The 19,611-nt window shown below is 68.2% G+C and carries 14 protein-coding genes; 10 read left to right on the forward strand and 4 right to left on the reverse strand.

Annotation, left to right across the window (positions count from 1 at the left end; genetic code table 11):
- The first annotated feature begins 63 nt into the window (after window positions 1-63).
- From NNJEOMEG_RS03000 to NNJEOMEG_RS03030, 7 genes are all read left to right on the forward strand, one after another.
- Window positions 64-744, forward strand: coding sequence for an EAL domain-containing protein (locus NNJEOMEG_RS03000; RefSeq protein ID WP_173081125.1), 681 nt, complete (start codon window positions 64-66; stop codon window positions 742-744).
- A gap of 122 nt (window positions 745-866) precedes the next feature.
- Window positions 867-1,280: a Ros/MucR family transcriptional regulator gene (locus NNJEOMEG_RS03005; protein WP_173081127.1), complete on the forward strand. Its 414-nt coding sequence runs from the start codon at window positions 867-869 to the stop codon at window positions 1,278-1,280.
- Between the two features lie 159 nt (window positions 1,281-1,439).
- Entirely contained in the window at window positions 1,440-1,682 is a 243-nt protein-coding gene (locus NNJEOMEG_RS03010) for a hypothetical protein (protein ID WP_235956805.1), read from the forward strand.
- A gap of 600 nt (window positions 1,683-2,282) precedes the next feature.
- The gene (locus NNJEOMEG_RS03015; protein WP_173081129.1) at window positions 2,283-3,728 is read left to right on the forward strand and encodes an outer membrane homotrimeric porin; all 1,446 of its coding nucleotides are present in this window, start codon (window positions 2,283-2,285) and stop codon (window positions 3,726-3,728) included.
- Window positions 3,729-3,891: 163 nt separating this feature from the next.
- Window positions 3,892-4,455, forward strand: coding sequence for a hypothetical protein (locus NNJEOMEG_RS03020; protein WP_173081131.1), 564 nt, complete (start codon window positions 3,892-3,894; stop codon window positions 4,453-4,455).
- Between the two features lie 510 nt (window positions 4,456-4,965).
- Window positions 4,966-7,395 carry a glycosyltransferase gene (locus tag NNJEOMEG_RS03025; RefSeq protein WP_173081133.1) on the forward strand — a complete coding sequence of 810 codons (2,430 nt, stop codon included), beginning with the start codon at window positions 4,966-4,968 and terminating at the stop codon, window positions 7,393-7,395.
- 187 nt (window positions 7,396-7,582) lie between these two features.
- The gene (locus NNJEOMEG_RS03030) at window positions 7,583-8,803 is read left to right on the forward strand and encodes a cyclic di-GMP phosphodiesterase (RefSeq protein ID WP_173081135.1); all 1,221 of its coding nucleotides are present in this window, start codon (window positions 7,583-7,585) and stop codon (window positions 8,801-8,803) included.
- Window positions 8,804-8,875: 72 nt separating this feature from the next.
- Here NNJEOMEG_RS03030 and NNJEOMEG_RS03035 read toward each other — a convergent pair whose 3' ends face one another.
- Together NNJEOMEG_RS03035 and NNJEOMEG_RS03040 are read right to left on the reverse strand one after the other, a co-directional pair.
- On the reverse strand, window positions 8,876-9,640 hold the full coding sequence (locus NNJEOMEG_RS03035; RefSeq protein WP_173081137.1) for a bestrophin-like domain: 765 nt from the start codon (window positions 9,638-9,640) through the stop codon (window positions 8,876-8,878).
- A gap of 130 nt (window positions 9,641-9,770) precedes the next feature.
- A complete protein-coding gene (locus NNJEOMEG_RS03040; RefSeq protein WP_173081139.1) occupies window positions 9,771-11,219 on the reverse strand; it encodes a C40 family peptidase in 1,449 nt (482 codons plus the stop codon).
- A gap of 313 nt (window positions 11,220-11,532) precedes the next feature.
- Here NNJEOMEG_RS03040 and NNJEOMEG_RS03045 point away from each other — a divergent pair, with 313 nt between their 5' ends.
- The gene (locus NNJEOMEG_RS03045; protein WP_173081141.1) at window positions 11,533-13,614 is read left to right on the forward strand and encodes a methyl-accepting chemotaxis protein; all 2,082 of its coding nucleotides are present in this window, start codon (window positions 11,533-11,535) and stop codon (window positions 13,612-13,614) included.
- Between the two features lie 96 nt (window positions 13,615-13,710).
- Here the strand turns inward: NNJEOMEG_RS03045 and NNJEOMEG_RS03050 are convergent, their stop codons facing one another.
- Window positions 13,711-16,122 carry a methyl-accepting chemotaxis protein gene (locus NNJEOMEG_RS03050; protein WP_173081143.1) on the reverse strand — a complete coding sequence of 804 codons (2,412 nt, stop codon included), beginning with the start codon at window positions 16,120-16,122 and terminating at the stop codon, window positions 13,711-13,713.
- Window positions 16,123-16,266: 144 nt separating this feature from the next.
- Complete coding sequence (locus tag NNJEOMEG_RS03055) at window positions 16,267-16,611, reverse strand: hypothetical protein (RefSeq protein ID WP_173081145.1); 345 nt, start codon at window positions 16,609-16,611, stop codon at window positions 16,267-16,269.
- Window positions 16,612-16,771: 160 nt separating this feature from the next.
- Between NNJEOMEG_RS03055 and NNJEOMEG_RS03060 the strand changes: the two genes are divergently transcribed.
- Together NNJEOMEG_RS03060 and NNJEOMEG_RS03065 are read left to right on the forward strand one after the other, a co-directional pair.
- Entirely contained in the window at window positions 16,772-18,061 is a 1,290-nt protein-coding gene (locus NNJEOMEG_RS03060; RefSeq protein ID WP_173081147.1) for a sensor domain-containing diguanylate cyclase, read from the forward strand.
- On the forward strand, window positions 18,058-19,611 hold a 1,554-nt coding region (locus NNJEOMEG_RS03065; RefSeq protein ID WP_173081149.1), incomplete at its 3' end, for a ribonuclease R family protein. The genes NNJEOMEG_RS03060 and NNJEOMEG_RS03065, both read left to right, overlap by 4 nt.

Consider the following 19,611-nt stretch of genomic DNA (forward strand, 5'->3'; position numbering starts at 1 on the left):
CTTTGTTTTATTGGATGTAATTACAAAGAGCACCATGGCATGCAATTTGCCAGCATGCGAGCCATGCACGCATTCATCTCCAACGCGAACGCTCAGGGCGGCTTTCATAACTCCCCCACGCTCTACTGCCCCCTCTACGAGCTCGCGGACGAGACCGTCGCCGCCGTGGAGTTGAGCCCCGCCGTGCTTCGTTCACGGCTGCTGCCTGGATTTTCCCATGCCAAGGCCCTGCTCCGGGGCGAGCACGCCCTCTTCGCCAAGGATGCCTTCGCCTGCGTGCGCCTGGGCACGCGCGAACTGGCCGACCGCGAGGCCCCCGCACGCCTTTTGCGCGCCGTCCGGGACATGGACCAGGACGCGGCCCGCTTCTGCCTGTTCTTCTCCGACTCGCTCTGCAAGGCCCTGGGATTCCGCACCATCGAGCAGCTGATGTCCTTCAAGCGCAGCGGGTTCCGCCTGGGCATCGACATCGACAGCCTGGACGCTGCGGCCGGCCCTTTCCTTGAAATGCTCCCGGCCGACGTGCTGCGCCTGGGCGCGCTGGACACCGTGGCCCTCACCAGCGACCCGGACGGCGCGGCCGAACTTGCGAGCTTCACGCACTTCGCGGACAACCTCCTGATGATTCCAGCAGCCAGTGGCGTGCGCAACAGGGCGCAACTCTCCATGCTGCGCCAGACCGGCATGCGCTTCGGCCAGGGCCCCCTCTTTCCGCCTCACTCGGAACGCCTTGCGATTGTCTAGCGCCCTCTGGCATCCGCGGTCTCTCAGGGCCCCTGAGAAAAAACAGATTTACAAAACTATAAATTCAGATAGATTCAATCCATCTATTTTGCTGGATTGTTTCCGTTGTTTAAGGAGACCTCATGGACGACTATTTGAAGGAAGCACTGGAGATTGTCAGGGCACAGGCTAAAGTCCGCGTGATGACCTCCCAGGAAATCGTAAGCATGGTGCGCAACCTCATGCACGGACTCAAAGCCGTCGTGCAGGGAGGTTCGGGAGCATCATCGCCAACCGCCCAGGAAGACGCCAAGGGCAAACCCCTGGACGCCAAAAAGGCCATCAGGGAAAAGTCCATCATCTGCATGGAATCCGGCAAGTCCATGAAGGTGATCACCAAGCGCCACCTGGCCAAGTATGGCCTGACCCCCGACGAATACCGCGCCAAGTGGGGCTACTCCAAGGACACCCCCCTGGTCTGCAAGGAACTCCAGCGCGCCCGCCGCAAAAAAATGCAGGACATGCGCCTGTGGGAGCGCCGCAAGAAGCCCGAGTAGGGCTTCGGATACTTTGAAAAAAGCCCCCGTGCATGCGCGGGGGCTTTTTTCTTGGCCGGTCCCGGCCATCCGGCCCAGCGCTTTACATCATTTTGAGCTTATGACATATAATGGGGGAAGTGCTCCGTCGGCTTGAACTTCGCCAACCGGGAGGCCGTCATGTCCGCCAGATTCGATCCTTCCCTGCTTTACGCCGAATGCCGCCGTTGCAAATCGCCCGTGCTCTCCCTCCTTCCCCCCGACGAAACGGTTCTTCAGATGGGCGTCCCGCCGGAACTCCTCGACGCGGACTGCCTCCTCCTCTATGAGGGCTGCCCGCATTGCCAGCCTGGTCGCGCCGCCTACCAGCCCCGCCTCGTCCGCCTGCTGCCCAGCGAGGGACACCGCGCCGGCCTCCATTGAGCCGGGCCAAGCCCCGGTCCCGACCGCCCTCCCAAGCGCTTGAGCGCCGCGCACGCCCCGGCCGCACGCCCGCCGCGGCCGCCTGCCTCCATGGCCCGTCGCTTCGATCCGCCCCCTGGCCGACAAGGCTCCTGTCGGCCCGGAAGCCGGGCAACTCCCCACGGCCGAATGCCCTGCTCATCGTGTGCCCGAGATGCCCGGGACGGCTTGACCATGACAATCAGTCTCAATAGTATCCTCTTCCAGAACATTCACACCTAGTGGAAGAGATGTGTGAATGCCGACAACCTGCTGAATTTACAACACGCCCATTCTTTCACAATGGATGCGCATTAACAAAAACGTCATTCGATTTGACTTGTCAGCAGGATGTTTTCAATTTACACATCGTTTGCCCGTGTTACGGATGCGCGTCATCATCCGATCCGACGGCCTGGGCAGCAAGGCGCGACGCCACGCGCCGCCCCGGACGCCTTCACGCGGCAAGGGCATGGAGGGAAGAGGCCCCGCTCTCGGGCGAGGCCGGGCGGCTTCCCGCCCTGTGCCATGCTCTCCTGGCAGTGGCAGCGTTTATCAACTCGAGGAGGAGGATCAAACCTTATGAAACGTTTTCTGGCACTGGCCCTGCTTGTGAGCATGGCCCTTTGCGCCGCCGCCGCTTCCGCGGCCACCGAGGTCAAGATGACCGGCGACGCCCGCATCCACGCCAACATGTGGAGCAAAGCCAACTACACCGGCTGGGACGGCACCGGCACTCAGACCTACGACGCCTTCACCATCTGGGAGCGCTTCCGCCTGCGCACCGACTTCATCACCAACGAGAACCTCAAGTTCCGTTTCGGCATCCGCGCCAACAACACCCCCTGGGGCAACGGCACCTACACCGTGGACAACCCGCGCGTGGCCATCGACGTCTACCAGGCCTTCCTGCAGTTCAAGTGGCCCGGCACCGACGTGGAGTTCACCATCGGCCTCCAGCCCCTGGCCATCGCCCACGCCTCCTTCTTCGCCGGCAGCTCCCTGATCATGGACACCCAGGTCGCCGCCGCCATGGTGAACATCCCCGTGGTGGACGACAAGGTGAAGATCGTGGGCGGCTTCATGCGCTTCCTGGACACCAACCGCGACATGGACCCCACCACCACCCAGGTGCCTGACGAGTTCGACGGTTACTACCTCTCCGTGCCCATCACCCTGGACGGCTTCAGCGCCACCCCCTGGGGCCTGATCGGCGTGGCCGGCCGCAACGCCAACTACGGCGTCGGCGCCGGCAACTGCGGCCTCTACAACGCCACGCTGCAGCAGAACCTGATGGCCGCCGGCACCTTCGCCCTGGCCCCCGGCTTCCGCAACGCCCAGAACATCTACTGGTGGGTCGGCGGCGCGTTCGAAGTGACCGCCCTGGATCCCTTCAAGTTCTACGCCGACGTGATCTACGGCGAGGGCAACGGCAACGACCGCTCCCCCAACCGTCGCAAGGGCTTCTTCTTCGACGTGGCCGCCGAGTACACCGGCCTGGACATGCTCACCCCCCAGATCGCCTTCTGGTGGTCCACCGGTGAAGACGCCTCCCTGCGCAACGGCTCCGAACGTCTGCCCACCATCGCCGGCACCTGGGGCTCCAGCACCTCCTTCCTGTTCGACTCCGACCAGGCCTTCACCAGCACCTACGTGGGCGTGAACCCCGTGGGCTCCTGGGGCTTCACCGCTTCGCTCAACAACATGTCCTTCATGGCCGACCTGAGCCACCGCCTCACCTTCGCCTACGTGCGCGGCACCAACTCCGCCGCCGGCCTGCGCCGCGCCAACGCCATCCTGGGTTCCGGCCAGTTCTACCAGATGGGCCGCGACCTGGCCGAGACCGAGTACCTGCTCGGCATCAACTTCGACAACACCTACAACATCTACGAGAACCTGGCCGCCATCGCCACCTTCGGCTGGTCCCACGGCGAGTTCGACAGCTCCGTCTGGGGCCGTCGCTTCGTCAACCAGGCCCGCAGCGGCGACATGTTCATGCTGGGCATCGGCCTCCAGTACAAGTTCTAGGACTTGTTTCCGATCGCCTTCCTGGCGGCCGGGGGAAACCCCGGCCGCCTTTTTTGTCGCTCCTCTGAGAGCCTCGCCACCGGAGACGCCCACACCGCCATGGCTGCCCCCCCCCCCCGGCCACCCGCTTGCCAGCCCGGATGTTTCAGGATATCCGTCCGACATGATGGCGTTCCTTCCCAGCGTCCCCCCGCGTGGCAGGTCCCCGTTTCCGGCTGCAACGCTCCTGGCTTGCGCGGCCCTGCTGGCCCTGGCGCTGGCGGGCTGCACCTCCAAGCTCACGGCCGCGCATCTCGTGGTGAAACCCTGGGAGGATGGCGGGTCCCTGAAGATCTACGCCAAGTTCATGCACTTCGACCTGCTCACGCAACCCCACGAGGGGCAGTTCGAGGTCAAGGGCACGGCCTGGCCCATCAAGGAGAACCTCCCGCTTTGGGCCGACACCGTGGAGGACCTCACCCTGGCCGCCTACCTCTGCGACGAAAAAGGCAACGTGCTCGTCAAGGCCCAGAAAACCTACCCCACCCAGGCCATCACGCCCTCCGGCTTCGCCTTCGACCTGCTCATGAAGCACCCCAAGGACCCCTCCGGCGGATACTTCGTGGCCGTCGGCTACAGCGGCATGTTCACCGCCTCAAAGCCCCCCGCCGCCGTGAGCCCCGGCAGCGGCAGCATCGCCGGGAACTACGTCTTCTTCGCAAGCGAGAAGGCCGCGCTCTCCAAATAGCCTCTCCGCTGGCCCGCGCGCCTGCCGTCCAACCTGCCTTGCTCCTCCCGACTCGGCCCTGCGTTTCGGGGCCGCCCGAACCCGTTCCGGCCACGGCGCGCCTTATCCGGCTTCCTTCGTGCCCCGCCCTCCCGGCACGTCCCGGCGCGCCGCCCCGCCCCCGACACAGGACCGCCTCCAGCTGTCACGCAATCCACCGCCTGGCGTCACGACGCACAACCCCGCGCATGCTAGCCCTCCCGGAACAGGGAGGACGCAGGCCTTGGCAGCACAGCCACCATCATCCGCCGACGCAAGCCGCCGCCAAGCCCGGCGCACGCCGCGCCCGTCCGTGCGGACGCGCCGCAGCGCCACCCGCACCACCCTCTCCAGCCTTCATGCGGCCCGGTCCGCCCGGACGCTCCCCCCCGCCGCCCGGCGCGGCCACTCGCCGGACAACCCCAGAACCACACGCCGGATCGGCCCCACGGGGCCGATCCGGCGTTTGAGCCTCAATCCAGGAGCCAGGCCATGAAAATCGACCTCCACGTCCACTCCAAGCACTCCACCCGCCCCTCCCAGTGGTTCCTCCAGAAGCTCGGCTGTCCCGAAAGCTTCACCGAACCACGCAAGCTCTACGAGATCGCCAAAAGCAGGGGCATGGACCTGGTGACCATCACCGACCACAACACCATCGCCGGAGCCCTGGAGATCGCCCATCTGCCGGGGACCTTCGTGAGCGAGGAGGTCACCACCTATTTCCCCGAGGACGGCTGCAAGGCCCACGTGCTGGTCCTGGACATCGACGAGGCCATCCACCAGGACATCCAGAAAGTCCGAGAGAACATCCACGATCTCGTGGCCTACCTGCGCGGGGAGGGCATCGTCCACGTGCTGGCCCACCCGCTCTTCGGGGTCAACGACAAGCTCACGCCCTGGCACTTCGAGCGCATGCTCCTGCTCTTCGAGACCTTCGAGCTCAACGGCACCCGCGACGCCTACCAGAACGACACCCTCCGAAGCCTCCTCACCGGGCTGACGCGCAAAGACATGGAGCGCTTGGCGGACCGCCACGGCCTGGAGCCCGTGGGCGCGACCCCGTGGGTCAAAGGGCTCACCGGCGGCTCCGACGACCACAGCTCCCTGGGCATCGCCTCCATGCACACCCACGTGCCGGACGCGAAGGGCCTGCCGGCGTTCCTGGAGTCCGTGGCCCAGGGCCGCGCGCGCCCCGCCGGGCGCACTTCCTCCCCCAAGGCCATGGCCCACAACCTCTACGCCATCGCCTACCAGTTCTACAAAGCGCGCTTCGGGCTGGAGCGCACCGTGGACAAGGACGTGCTGCTCACCTTCCTGGACCGCTTTCTCTCGGGCGATCCGGGCCGCAGGGCGGGCGTGGTCTTCCGGCTCCAGGCCCTCTGGACGGCCGTGAAGCGCTCGCGGCGCGCCCCGGCCTCGGGCTCGCTGCCGGACATGCTGCGCCACGAGGCCGAGCGCCTGATCCACGAGGACAAGGCCCTCTTCGCCATGGCCAAGTCCGGGACAGCGCCCGGAGCCGCCCCGCGCTCCGGGGAGCACGCCGGGGCCAGCCTGGAGGACGAATGGTTCCGCTTCGTCACCCGCGCCTCCGACAAGGTGCTTGCCGGGTTCGGCGACAGGCTGCTGCGCCAGCTCTCCGGGGCCAACCTCTTCGACGTGTTCAACGGCCTGGGCGCGGCAGGGGCGCTCTACACGGCCCTGGCGCCCTACTTCGTGGCCTACACCGTCTTCACCAAGGACCGCGCCCTCTGCCGCCAGGCTCACGCCGCCCTGCGGGGCGGAACGGAAGGCCAGAACGTGAAGGTCGGCCACTTCACCGACACCTTCCACGACGTGAACGGCGTGGCCCTCACCCTCAGGATGCAGGTGGACATGGCCCTCAAGCACGGCAAGGAGCTGCGCGTGATCACCTGCTCGCGCCAGGACGGCGCGGACATCGAGGGCGTGCGCCAGTTCGCGCCCATCGGCAGCTGCGAGTTGGCCGAGTATCCCGGCCAGACCTTCCACTACCCGCCCTTCCTGGAGATGCTCGAATACGTCCACGAGCAGGGCTTCACCCACCTGCACTCGGCCACGCCCGGCCCCATCGGGCTCGCGGCCCTGGGCATCGCGCGCATCCTCAAGCTGCCGGTCTACGGCACCTACCACACGGCCTTCCCCCAGTACGCCAAGGCCCTCACGGGAGACGACGCCATGGAGGAACTCATGTGGAAGTACATGCTCTGGTATTACAATCAGATGGATAAGGTCTTCGTGCCCAGCAAGGCCACCGGGGACGAGCTGGCCGCAAAGGGCATCGAGCGGCGCAAGATCACCCTGTTCACCAGGGGCGTGGACATCGAACGCTTCACCCCGGCCAAGCGCGACGGCATCCTGGAGCGCTGGGGCGTGCGCAAAGGCCCCGCCCTGCTCTACGTGGGCCGCATCTCCCGGGAGAAGAACCTGCACCTGCTGGCCGAGGCCTTCCTGGAGCTGCGCCGCACCCTGCCCGAGGCCAACCTTGTGGTGGCCGGAGACGGACCCTACGCCCGGGAGATGAAGCAGGGGCTCGAAGGCAAGGGCGCGGTGTTCACCGGCTACATCCAGGGCGACGACCTGGCCCGCCTCTACGCCTCCTGCGATCTCTTCGTGTTCCCCAGCGCCACTGACACCTTCGGCAACGTGGTCCTGGAGGCCCAGGCCTCGGGCCTGCCCGTGGTGGTGGGCGCGCAGGGCGGCCCACGGGAGAACGTGGAGGACGGCGTCACGGGTGTCGTCGCGCCCCGGGGCGACGCGCAAAGCCTCTGCCGGGCCATGGCCGAACTGCTGCGCGACGAGCCCCGCCGCAAACGCATGAGCCGCGCCGCCCGCGCCGCCATGGAGGAGCGCTCCTTCGACAAGGCCTTCATGGAAACCTGGGAGCTCTACCGTTGCGCCTGCTGACCCGCCTGGCACGGCCCGGCACCAGACGCAGACCCGGGTCGGCGTCCGGGGGAGACGTCCGTTGCGGGATTCCCCGTCCGGCGCGCTCACCTGACGCGCGGCGCTTTACCGGCGCGCCCGGAAAGTGTAGCGTTCTGGTGGGCGAATGCGTGCCGCGCCCGAGTCCAAGCAGAGAAGCGGGCCAGACATGCTCAAGGAAATCCCCATCGACCAGCTCGTCCCGGGCATGTACGTGGAGCGCGCGGGAGAAGGCACCCTGCGGAGCCCTCTCGAATCCGTGCGCGACTGGATGCACGACACCGAGCGCATCCGCGCCCTGAAGGATTCCGGGGTCCGGACCGTCACGGTGGACACGGAAAAGACCCTCGCCCCGCGCCCCGGGAGCGCGCAGGCCTCCGCCCAGAGCCCCGATCCGGCCCCCGTCCAGACGCCCGGCCAGCATTCCGGACCGGCTCCCGAAGAGTCCCGGGATTCCGCCCCGCCCCCGGACGCCCCGGCCGGGAAGGTCTACGCCCACTGCCTGGGCCATGTGATGGACGTGATGCGCAAGGTGCGCGAGGGCCTGGAGGTGGACTACTCCCAGTCCTTCGCCGCCGTGGACACGCTCCTTTCGGGCATGGCGACGGACCCGGCCCAGCTGCTGCTGCTGGCCAAGCTCCACCACCACGACGAATACACGCTGCGCCACAGCCTGAACGTCTCGCTCCTGGCCCTGCTCTTCGGCCGCCACCTGGGCATGGAGGGCGAGGAACTGCGCCGCCTGGGCTTCGCCGGGCTCTACCACGACCTGGGCAAGTTCAGGATCCCCCTGGACATCCTCAACAAGCCCGGACGCCTCTCCGAGAGGGAATTCGACGTGATGCGCCGCCACAGCGTGCTGGGCTACGAGTTGCTGCGCGGCCAGCCGGGCATCACCACCGACATCCTCCTGGGCGTGCTGCACCACCACGAGCGCTACGACGGCCAGGGCTACCCCCGCAAGCTTCAGGGCGACGAGAAGGACCCCTTCTCGCGCATCCTGACCATCGTGGACATCTACGACGCCCTCACCAGCGACCGCGTCTACAAGAAGGCCTTCACGCCCCACGACTCGGTGAAGTCCATGTTCGCCTGGCGCAACGAGAGCTTCCACCCGGGACTGTTGGAGAAGTTCGTGGAGTGCTTCGGCGTCTACCCGCCGGGTTCCTTCGTGCGCCTGTCGGATCAGACCTACGCCGTGGTGGTGGACTCGCGCCCCGAGACCCCGGCGCGCCCCCTGGTGAAAGTAAGCCACTCGCGCAGGCTCGCCCCCCTGCGCCCCGAACTGGTGGACCTGGCGCGCACCCCCAAGGACGGCCCCGGAGGCCTGGCCATCGAGGCCTGCCTGGACCCCCGGAGCCTGAACCTGGCCATCGACCGCCTCGTCTAGTGGCGCGGCCTCGCAAGGCGTCCGTCGCCAGGAAGGCAGCCGGGCCAGCCCTCCCGCGAGGGGCCTTGCCCGTCATCCCCCTCCGGGGGCGGCCATGGCGGCATGGAGGGCCGCGAAACGCTCGGGGCCGATGTGGATGATCCCGGAATAGGGCGTGTCCAGCTCGTAGAGGATGAACACGTTGCCCAGCACGAGGCTCAGCATCATGGCCGCGAAGAAGAGGTCCGCCGCCGGATGCTCGGCGTCGATGAAGTAGAAGCCTGCCACGGTGAAGAACGCCCCCAGGAGCACCAGGACCCAGATGGGCGTGTAGAGGTTGCCGCTGGCGGCCAGCATGCGCCGGTGGCGCAGCCTGTTGATGTCCACCATCTTGTCCAGGATGAACAGCCGAAGCTGGGCCGCCTGGGCGTCGGGCACGGCCATGCCGTGCAGGGCCTGCCAGACCCCGCGATAGATCTCCTCGCCGCCGTCGTCGCGCTCGCCCCGGGCCATGCGCTCCCAGCCCGGCCCCATCACCCAGCCCACGTGGGCGCGCAGGGCCTCCCGGAAGGGGCCGGAACCCGGCAGCTCGCGCGAGAGCTCGTGCTCCACGCGCAGGAGGTCGGCCTCCTGGGTGGCGGCCTCCTCCAGGGAATTGTAATCCTGCAGGAGCGTGACCACCGCAAGCCCCAGAAAGAGCGTGTAGAGCGTGGTGAACGAGCCGAAGTTCGTGGCGATGAGGTTCTTCTGGGCCAGGCTAAGGCGATGCGGCCTGCTGGAACCCAGGCGCTTCACCATGGCCAGCAGCGCCAGCACCGCCGCGCAGACCAGCAGGGTGTTCTTGAGATCGATGGTCACGGCGCGCCTCCCTGGCGCTGGGCGGTCCCGCGCCGTTCTTCCGATGCGGCGATCGCGACTCCCGGCGTCGCGGCGTCCCTGCCATGGTCGCGGCGCGCGGCCCGGGCGGGCCGCGCGGACAACGCCGGGGTTACTGGTCCGGGTCCGGGGCTTCCTCCTCGGTGGCGGGCTCCTGGGCGTCCTTGCCTCCGGCCGGGGTCACCAGGGTGATGCCGCGCACGCGGCCCAGCATGATGCGCTCGGGCCCCACTTCCGGGTAGTTCTCGCCCAGGCGCAGCGTGGTGATCACGGCTTTGCCCACCACCTTGCGTCCCTCGGCCCCGTTTTCCAGGGTGCGCATGCCCCACATGTTGTGGAAGGCCGCCGGATGGCCCTTGTACTGCCCCACATAGAGCAGGATGTGCCCGGGCATCCAGATGAGCGTGCTGAAGGGGATGGCGTTTTTGAGGATCACCTGCTCCTTTTCCTCGCCGGTCATGCCGTCCAGGGGGATGAAGGTGCCGCGCTTGGCCTGGGCGGCGGAGTTGCGCGGCAGCCAGAGGCCGAAGGGGGCCAGCACGTCGCGGGTGGCGGCGGAGCAGTCGCGCTTGCCGTCCAGGCCGCCCCAGCCGTAGGCCTGCCCCATCATCTGGTTGGCCGCGCGGGCGATGTTGCGCGGCGTGGCCGCCTGGGGCATGAGCGCCGCCTCGCCCTGGGTGAGCCACACCGTCGAGACCGCCGCCTGCCCGCCGGGACCCGCCTGGGGGACCATGATCTTCAGGCGCACGCCGTCGGTCTCCTCCACGGGGAGCACCGCGCCCACGCCGGCCGAAAGCCCGGGCGTCAGGGGGACCTTCTCGGCCGTCACGGTGGCGAAGGCCCGGGTGAGCCAGCCGTTCATGAAGGCGTCGTCCACGTAGGCCAGGTCGGCGGAGCGCACCCAGCCCGGGGCGATGGCCGACTCCACCAGGGCCCACTGGCCGTCGCGGCTTACGTGGTCCACCAGCACGGGCGTGCCCACCCACAGGGCGGACATCTGGAGCATGTCGAAGGGATAGCCCTGGCCCGGACGCCCGGGCGTGCCGTAGCGGGGGTCCATGGTGGGGATGGCGCGCAGGTTGGTGTTGGCCACGGCGATGGCCGGGCGACGGGCCTTGGCGAAGGAGCGCAGGTTGGCGTTCCAGATGATGCGGTCGGCCCAGGGGCGCAGGCGGGCCGCGCCGAGTTCGTCGTAGCCGGGCTTGCGCGAGTAGGCCGTGAGGGAGCGCTGGGCCGACTTGAGGGCGTAGGCCGGGTTGGCGCCGCGCCAGGGTCCGAAGAGGCGCTCAATGTAGATCTCGGCGCGCATCTTGGCCGAGCCGGGGTCCAGGAGCGGGGCGTCGGCCTGGGCCTTGTCCATGTAGGCCAGGGCGTCCTGGGGCATTTCCTTGAGGTCGTCGATGGCCTTTTCGGTGGTCCAGGAGGGCTTGGGCTTGAAGGTGACGTCCATGCCGGACGGTTTGGGGCCGCACGCCCCCACCAGCAGGGCCATGGCCAGAACGAAAAGGGCCGGACGCAACGGGCTCGCCGCCTGGCGCGGCGCGCAATACGATGGATGCATGGTCTACCTCGCGGGGAATGTCCCGCAAAGGCAGTGCCCCTCCTTGCCCTCGGGGTCAAGAGCCCGGGGATGTTTTCCTCTGGCGCGGGGCTCCCCTGGGCCGTGCACGGAACACCGTCATTTCGTGATTCATCTTCCCAACAGCCCGGCATGCTGTTACATTAGGGTTACGATTCATTGTCCGGCCGGCTTGCCCCCCCGGGTTCCTCCCTGTTGCAATCCTGATTCCGCCCACGCGCAGGGCGCGCCTTCCCCCGGGAGCCGCGCTGCGTCCAGGCGGACAGCGCTGCTCGACCGAATCCGGAGGTTTCTTATGAAAATGGGCTTGCGCGGCAAGATTCTCGTCCCGACACTCTGCGCAGTGTTCCTCACCATGGGGCTGGCCAGCTACTTTTCCTACCGCAAGGCCGCAGATCAGCTCTGGAACGAGATGCTGAACGCCTCGTCCAGTTCCGTGGACATCCTGGCCAAGGGCACGGGCATGTGGGTCGAGGACATCCGGGCGGTACTGCTCATCCAGAGCCGGTCGCCCCAGATCGTCGGTTTCCTCCGGGAGCCCTCCCCCGCCTCGCGGGAGGCCGCCGTGACCGCCCTCAAGGAGCTCACCGGGTTCGAGGAGTCCGTGCAGGCCGCCAACCTCCTGGACGTCAAGGGCGAGACCGTGCTCAGCAGCGACCCCAAGGCCACTGGCAACTTTGCCGACCGCGACTACTTCAAGCTGGCCATGCGGGGCGAGGCTTCGGTCTCGGAGCCGCTGGTCAGCCGCGTCACGGGCAAGCCGGTGTTCATCGTGGCCGCGCCCGTCAAGGACGGCGGGCGCATCATGGGGGTGGTCTACGCCCGGGTGGATTTGGGCAAGTTCACGGACACCATGGTCTCCCCCATCCGGCTGGGCCGCACGGGGCACGCCTTCCTGGCCACCCGCCAGGGCCTGGTGTTCGCCCACCCGGACGCCGCGCTCATCATGAAGCGCAACCTGGCCGAGAGCGCATGGGGGCGCGGGCTCGTGGGCCTGGACAAGGGCCAGGTCTCCCACGCGGACCAGGGCGAGGAGCAGTCGGTGGCCTTCACCCGCGAAAAGGCCACTGGCTGGATCGTGGCCGTCACCGTGAACAGGGCCGATTCGGCCGAAGCCTCCAAGGCCGTGCGCGACGCCACCGCAGCGTTCGGAGGGGCGGGCATCGTTTTGGTGAGCCTGATCATCTTCTTCATCGTGCGCGCCATGGTCCGGGATCTGGCCGCCAACGCGGACTTCGCCCACGCCGTGGCCCAGGGCCAGCTGGACCGATCCCTGGACGTTCGCCGCGACGACGAACTGGGCGTGCTCTCGGACTCCCTGCGCGTGATGGTGGAGCGCCTGCGCGGCATGATCGCCACCGCCGAGGGCAAGACCCGCGAGGCCGAAGAGCAGACCGAGATCGCCCGCAAGGCCGTGCTCCAGGCCGAAGAGGCCCTGGCCCAGGCCGAGCGCGCCAAGGCCGAGGGCATGCTGGCCGCCGCAGCACGCCTGGAGGACGTGGTGGCCGTGGTCTCATCGGCCTCGGAAGAGCTTACGGCCCAGGTGGAGGAATCCAGCCGGGGCTCGCAGGAGCAGGCCCGTCGCACCGACGAGACGGCCACGGCCATGGAAGAGATGAACGCCACCGTGCTGGAAGTGGCCCGCAACGCCTCCCAGGCCGCCGAGACCACCGTGCGCGCCAAGGACATGGCCGAGGAAGGCTCGCACGTGGTGGAAAAGGTGGTGCAGGGCATCAGCCACGTCATGGACCAGGCCCAGGCCCTCAAGACCGACATGAACGCCCTGGGCCGACGCGCCGAGGGCATCAGCCAGGTGATGACCGTGATCAACGACATCGCCGACCAGACCAACCTCCTGGCCTTGAACGCCGCCATCGAGGCCGCACGCGCCGGTGACGCCGGGCGCGGCTTCGCCGTGGTGGCCGACGAGGTGCGCAAGCTGGCCGAAAAGACCATGACCGCCACCCGCGAGGTGGGCGAGGCCATCTCCGGCATCCAGCAGGGCGCGCGCGTGAACGTGAACAACGTGGAGACGGCCGCCAGGCTCATCGAGGAGGCCACCGGGCTGGCCAACAGCTCCGGCGAGTCCCTGCGCCAGATCGTGGAGCTTGTGGAGAACGCGGCCGACCAGGTGCGCTCCATCGCCACGGCCGCGGAGCAGCAGAGCGCGGCCAGCGAGGAGATCAACCGCAGCGTGGAGGACATCAACCGCATCTCCTCGTTGACATCGGAGGCCATGCGCCACGCCTCCTCGGCCGTGGCCGAGCTGTCCTCCCAGGCCCAGGTGCTGGGCAGCCTGATCCGCGAGTTGCAGTGCGAGGGAGAAAAGGCCACGGACTGCAAGCCGTTGGCGGCAACCCGCGCACTGCCTTCCTGAGCCCGGCGCGCCGGACGGCCGCAACCGCGACGCAAACGGCCGACCAGGGGGACACCCTGGCCGGCCGTATCGCTTCGATCCTTGGCGGAGCGTTCGCTACATGCCCAGGCTCACGGTCTTCAGGCGTTCGGCCAGCTGCCCCAGCTGGGCCAGGGAATGGGCCGACTCGTCCATGCCCTTGGCCGTGTCCTCGGACACGGCGGACACGTCGTCCAGGGCCTTGGAGATGTGCACGCTCACGGCCGACTGCTCCTCCACCGCCGCCGCGATGGACTGCACCTGCCCGGCCGTGCCCGTCACCAGCTCCACGATGCGGTGCAGGTTCTCGCCGGAGCGGCCCGAGAGCATGGTGGCTTCGTCCACCGTGCGCGCGGCCTGCTCGGTGACCTCCAGGTTGCGGTGGGTCTCCTGCTGGATGGCGGAAATCACCTGGGTGACCTCGCCGGTGGCGGTCATGGTCTTTTCGGCCAGCTTGCGCACCTCGTCGGCCACCACGGCGAAGCCCCGCCCGGCCTCTCCGGCCCGTGCGGCCTCGATGGCGGCGTTCAGGGCCAGGAGGTTGGTCTGGTCGGCGATGTCGGAGATCACGGTGAGGATGCGCCCGATATCCTGGGCGCGCTGGCCCAGGGCGCCCATGTTGGCCTTGAGCAGTTCGGTCTGGTCCTTGACGGCGTTGATCACGCCGGTGGCCTGGCGCACCACCTGCTCGCCCTCGGCGGCCGCACCCCGGGCCTCCTCGGCCTGGGTGGCGGCGGCCTGGGCGCTGTGGGCCACGTCGCGCGCGGCCCCGGTCATCTGGGTCATGGCGGCCATGGTCTCCTCCACGCGGCGGCGCTGCACTCCCGCGCCCCGGTTCACCTCCTCCACCTGGGTGGAGATGGTGCGCAGCGAGCCGGTGATCTCCCCGGCCACGTGGGAGATTTCGGCGTTGACGGTCTGGAGCTGGTCGAGGTGTTCCTGCAGGGCCTCCTCGCGCTCCACCACGCCGGTGATGTTCTGGGCGAACTCCAGCCAGCCGAACTCGTGCCCGTGCGCGTCGCGCACGGCCTGGACGAAGGGTTTGATGACCATGCGCTTGCCGGCCTTGCGGCAGTCGATGACGGTATCCTGGGCCACGGCCTTGCCGTCCTGGATCATCCGCACCGGACAACGGGTGGTGCCGCACACGTCGGTGCCGAAGATGTCGGCGCAGCCCTGGCCGCGCAGGGCGTCCTGGTTGTGTCCGGCCAGCTCGGCGGTGGCCTTGTTGGCCAGGAGGATGCGCCGGTCCTTGTCCACCACGAAGAGGGGGTCGGGCACGGCGTCAAGCACGGCCTTGTTCAGGGAGATGAACCCGGAGAGTTTGTCCATGAGCCTGTTGAACCACTGGGCGAGGCTGGCCATCTCGTCGCCGGAGTCGGCGGGCAGTTTGGCGGTGAGGTCGGCCTTGTCCTCGGTGATGTCCTTGATCTTCTCGACGATCAGGTCCACGGGCCGGGCCACGAGTTTGTTGAAGGCGTATCCGGCGATGCCCGTGGGCACGGCCAGCAGCAGGAGGAGCATGCCCGCCAGGGTGTATTCCACCATGGAGATGAGGGCCTTTTCCGTGCGGATGTCCAGCACCGCCACCACCACGCCCACCTGTGTCCCCTTGTAGTCCTTGATGGGGAACGCGCCCAGGGCCAGGCCCTCGCGGGTCTCCTGGGCCAGGCCCTTGGCCCCCCTGTCCAGCAGGGCGGGCGAGACGAGCTTTTCGGCCTGGGCGTCCTTGCCGCCGGAGACCAGCACGTAGCGGTCGGCCAGCAAGGGGTACTTGGCGCTGTCGCGCAGGGCGGCGGTGATCTTCAGGTGCTCCGCGTTCATGTACAGGATCAGCTGCTGGCCGCCGCTGGACGCTCCCTGGAGCACGGCGGCGAAGTCGGCCAGGGTCTCCACGGAGCCCACGGGCTTGCCCTGGGCGCTCAGCACGGGGGTGACGCCCCGGATGGCGAAGCCGCCCTCGCCCAGTTCGATGCCCATCACGGGCTTGCCGGAGCGGTTCACCTCGGCCACGGTGGGGCGGAAGCTCGAGAGATCGTCGGAGACGTCGAGCTTCTGGCCGCCGCGCACCACCTGCTTGTCGCGCCACAGGCGCACGAGGCTGCGCACGTTGGGCAGGTGGTAGTGCAGTTGGAGCTTGCGGCCCATGCCCGCCTCGTAGCCCTGGAGCAGCCCCCCCAGTTCGCGGCGGATGGCCTCGCGGGCGCGCTGCACGGCCGGGTCGGACTCGTCGGAAATGTTGCCCCCCAGGGCCTCCTCATAAGCGGCCTGGACCCCAGGAATGCGCGAGAAGAGCACCGCCTGCTCCATGGCCGCGCGCGAGGCGCTCTCGATGGCGCTTTGCACCTCGGCCGCCTTGCCCGCCAGCACATGGCCGATGAACTTCTCCTCCAGGTTCTCCAGGGACGAATAGAGCACCCAGAGGCTCGCCCCGCCGAGCACGACGATGGCCGCGACGAACGGCAGGAACATCTTGCGACGGATTCCCATGCCTCCCCTCCACCCGATAGATATTGTCTATGCATAACGAAAACACGGCATCGTGTATTCACATTTGTAATCATTTTGTCAACAATGCGCACCTTGATACTTTCTTCACGATTGCCGGAGCTTTGGGGGAAAGAAGGGCCCGTCTCAATCCCCTGGCGGATGCTCCACGCCGCGCGCGGTGAAGCCGAAGACAAGCACCGGGCCGAAGTCCTCCCCCACGGCCACCAGACGGCCGCGCGCGCCAGGGTCAAGCAGCCGCGCGAGGCCCCGGCACAACTCCAGGAGGTCTTCCTGTTCACCCTCGCGTGGCGAAGCCGTGAAGAGGAGCCCTTCGCCCGTCACCCTGGCGTCGAGCCAGGGCGAGCCCAGTTCCTCCATGAGCGCCTCCAGCTCGCCGCGCAGGAGGCCTTCCGCCTCCCGGGCCTCGTCGAAGGTCAACTCCGCCCCAAGGTGCACTTCGCCAACAAGTTCCCAACCCGATCCGGACATGGTTTTCAATCCTTCGTAACGCGTTTTATCGCATTGTGCCAGATGGAATCGATTCTGAAAACGCTCCTTGCGCACGGCCAGACCGGCGGAGCGTTTCACAAGCCGCGAAACGCCGCCCCTCCCAGGGGACAAAACCTCGCGAATCCTGTACCCTCCTCCCATGCGCAACGCCCCCACGCCGGAAGAAACCCTCGCGAAGACCACCCTGCTCCTGGTCGAGGACGACGACCAGACCGCCTCGGACCTCCAGGACCTCCTTCGCCCCCTGACGAGGGAATTCCTTCACGCCAGCGACGGCTCCCAGGGACTCAAGATCTTCCGGGAACGACGCCCCGACATGGTGCTCACGGCCCTGACCCTGCCGCCCTCCCTGGACGGCATTTCGCTGGCGACCATCCTCAAGACCCACGCCCCGGACACCCCCGTGCTGGCCCTGGTCTCCCAGGACGAGGAGCCCGTCCTCTTCCAGGCCGTGGAGGCGGGCATCGACGGCTGCCTGCGCAAGCCGCTGGACCGGGGGGCCGCCCTCCCCGTGCTCTACCGCCACGCCCGGCACGCCCTGCACCGCCGCCAGGAGGAAGCCCGGGCCGCGCTCTTCTCCTACCTCCTGGACATCAACCCCCACTGCATCATCTCCACGCGCGAAGGGCGCATGGACTACGCCAACCGCACCTGCCTCCAGCACCTGGGGCACGAAACGCTCGAAAGCCTCCTGGAAGGCAGGCCCGGGTCCAGGACCAGCATCCACATGGCCGGAGAGAACATCCCCCTGCACGACTTCACCTGGCTGGACATCCTGCGCTCCAAGCCCGGACGCCAGCACACCGTCTGCTTCTCCACCGACGGCGAGCCATGCTCCGGCGACAACATGTTCTGGGTGACCCACAAGGGCTTCCCCGAGCTGGACCGCGAGGTGGTCACCTTCACCGACATCACGCCCCTGGAGCAGGAGCGCGTCCAGCTCATCTACCGCGCCACCACGGACAGCCTCACCGGCGTGGCCAACCGCTACAAGCTCTCCGAAGCCATCAACACCGAGCACGTGCGCTTCCGGCGTTACGGGGCCCCGCTGAGCCTCATCATGTTCGACATCGACCACTTCAAGGCCGTCAACGACACCCACGGCCACATGGCCGGGGACCTAGTGCTCCAGGAGCTGGCCGGGCTCGTGCTGCGCAACATCCGCGACACCGACGCCCTGGGCCGCTGGGGCGGCGAGGAGTTCATGATCCTCTCCCCCTATACCGTCCAGGACGATGCCCTTGAACTGGCCGGACGCCTCTGCGAGATTGTGTCCCGGCACCCCTTCGCGGGCGCGCCCGGCGTCACGTGCAGCTTCGGCGTGGCCCAGGCGCGCCAGGGGGAATCCCTCCAGACCTTGCTCCAGCGCGTGGATCAGGCCGTCTACCTGGCCAAACGCAACGGCAGAAACCGCGTGGAGGCCGCATGAGCTCCAAACGATCCGACCGCATGGCCAAACGCGCCCGCAAGACCGGGCACGTCGCGACGCGCATGGACGAGGCTTCGCTGCTGGCCCTCTTCAAGGAGCGCGGCAGGCCCCTCACCGTGAAGGACGTGCTCGCGGGGCTGGGCGCGCACAAGGTGCAGAAGGCCCAGGCGCTGCACCTGCTGGAGACGCTCACCCAGAGCGGGCGGATCATCCGCATCCAGGGGGCCTGGGGCCTGGCCGAGAGCATGCGCCTGGTCACGGGACGCCTGGAGGTGCAGCGCTCGGGCGTGGGCTATGTGATTCTCGACGACAAGCGCCGCAAGGACGTTTTCGTCAACCCGCGCGACTTCGGCCTGGCCTGGCACGGCGACCGCGTGGCCGTGGCCCTCACCCGCCACGGCGGACGCAACCCCGAGGGCCGCGTGGTGCGCGTGCTGGAACGCGGCGTGACGGCCATGCCCTGCCGCGTGGAGCGCCTCATCAAGCCCGGCCTGGCCCTGTGCCGCCCCACCGACCCGCGCCACCTGCACGCCCTGCTCCTGGAAACCGAGCCCGGCGGCAGGGACCCCGCCCCCGGCGACGTGCTCACCCTGGAGGCAGGCGAAATGCTCGACCACCAGCTCTTCGCCGCGCGCCTCGTGGAGTCCCTGGGACGCGAGACCGACCTGGCCGTGCAGGAGCGCATGGTCAAGCTCAACCACCAGATCCCCGGCCCCTTCCCGGAGCGCTGCCTGGAACAGGCCGCCCAGCTCCCCGCCGCGCCCGGCGAGGCCGACCTCCCCGGCAGGCAGGACCTGCGCGGCCTGGATTTCGTGACCATCGACGGCGAAACCGCCCGGGATTTCGACGACGCCATCCTCGTGGAGGAGGACGGCAAGGGCTTCCTGCTGCGCGTGGCCATCGCCGACGTGGCCCACTACGTGCCCGCGGGCTCGCCCCTGGACCGCGAGGCCATGGAGCGCGGCAACTCCTGCTATTTCCCGCTCTCGGTGGAGCCCATGTTCCCCGAGGCCCTCTCCAACGGGCTGTGCAGCCTGAACCCGGGCGTGGACCGCCTGGCCATGGCCGTGGCCATCCGCTTCGACGCCTCCGGCCTGCCCGGGCGCTGCGACTTCGCGTCGGCGGTGATCCGAAGCAAGGCCCGGCTCACCTACGAACAGGTGCACGCCGCCCTGGAGGAGAACGGCCCCGAGCGCGAGGCCCTGGTCACGCTGATGCCCATGCTGCGCCGCGCCGAGACCCTGGCCCGGGCCATCCGGGCGCGGCGCGAAGAGCGCGGCAGCCTGGATTTCGAGCTGCCCGAGCCCGAAATCCGCCTGGACCCCGCCAGCGGCGAGGTGGACATCCGCGCCCGCGAGCGGCGCTTCTCCCACCGCATCATCGAGGAGTTCATGATCGCGGCCAACGAGGCCGTGGCCCGCCACCTCACCGAGCACGGCGCTCCCCTGCCCTACCGCGTGCACCCCGAGCCCGACCCGGACAAGCTGGAGACGCTCTTCGGCGTGCTCTCGCGCACGGAACTGGGCCTGTCGCTGCCCTCCGAGCCCACG

Origin of the sequence: Fundidesulfovibrio magnetotacticus, assembly GCF_013019105.1 — a bacterium.
GTDB lineage: Bacteria > Desulfobacterota > Desulfovibrionia > Desulfovibrionales > Desulfovibrionaceae > Fundidesulfovibrio > Fundidesulfovibrio magnetotacticus.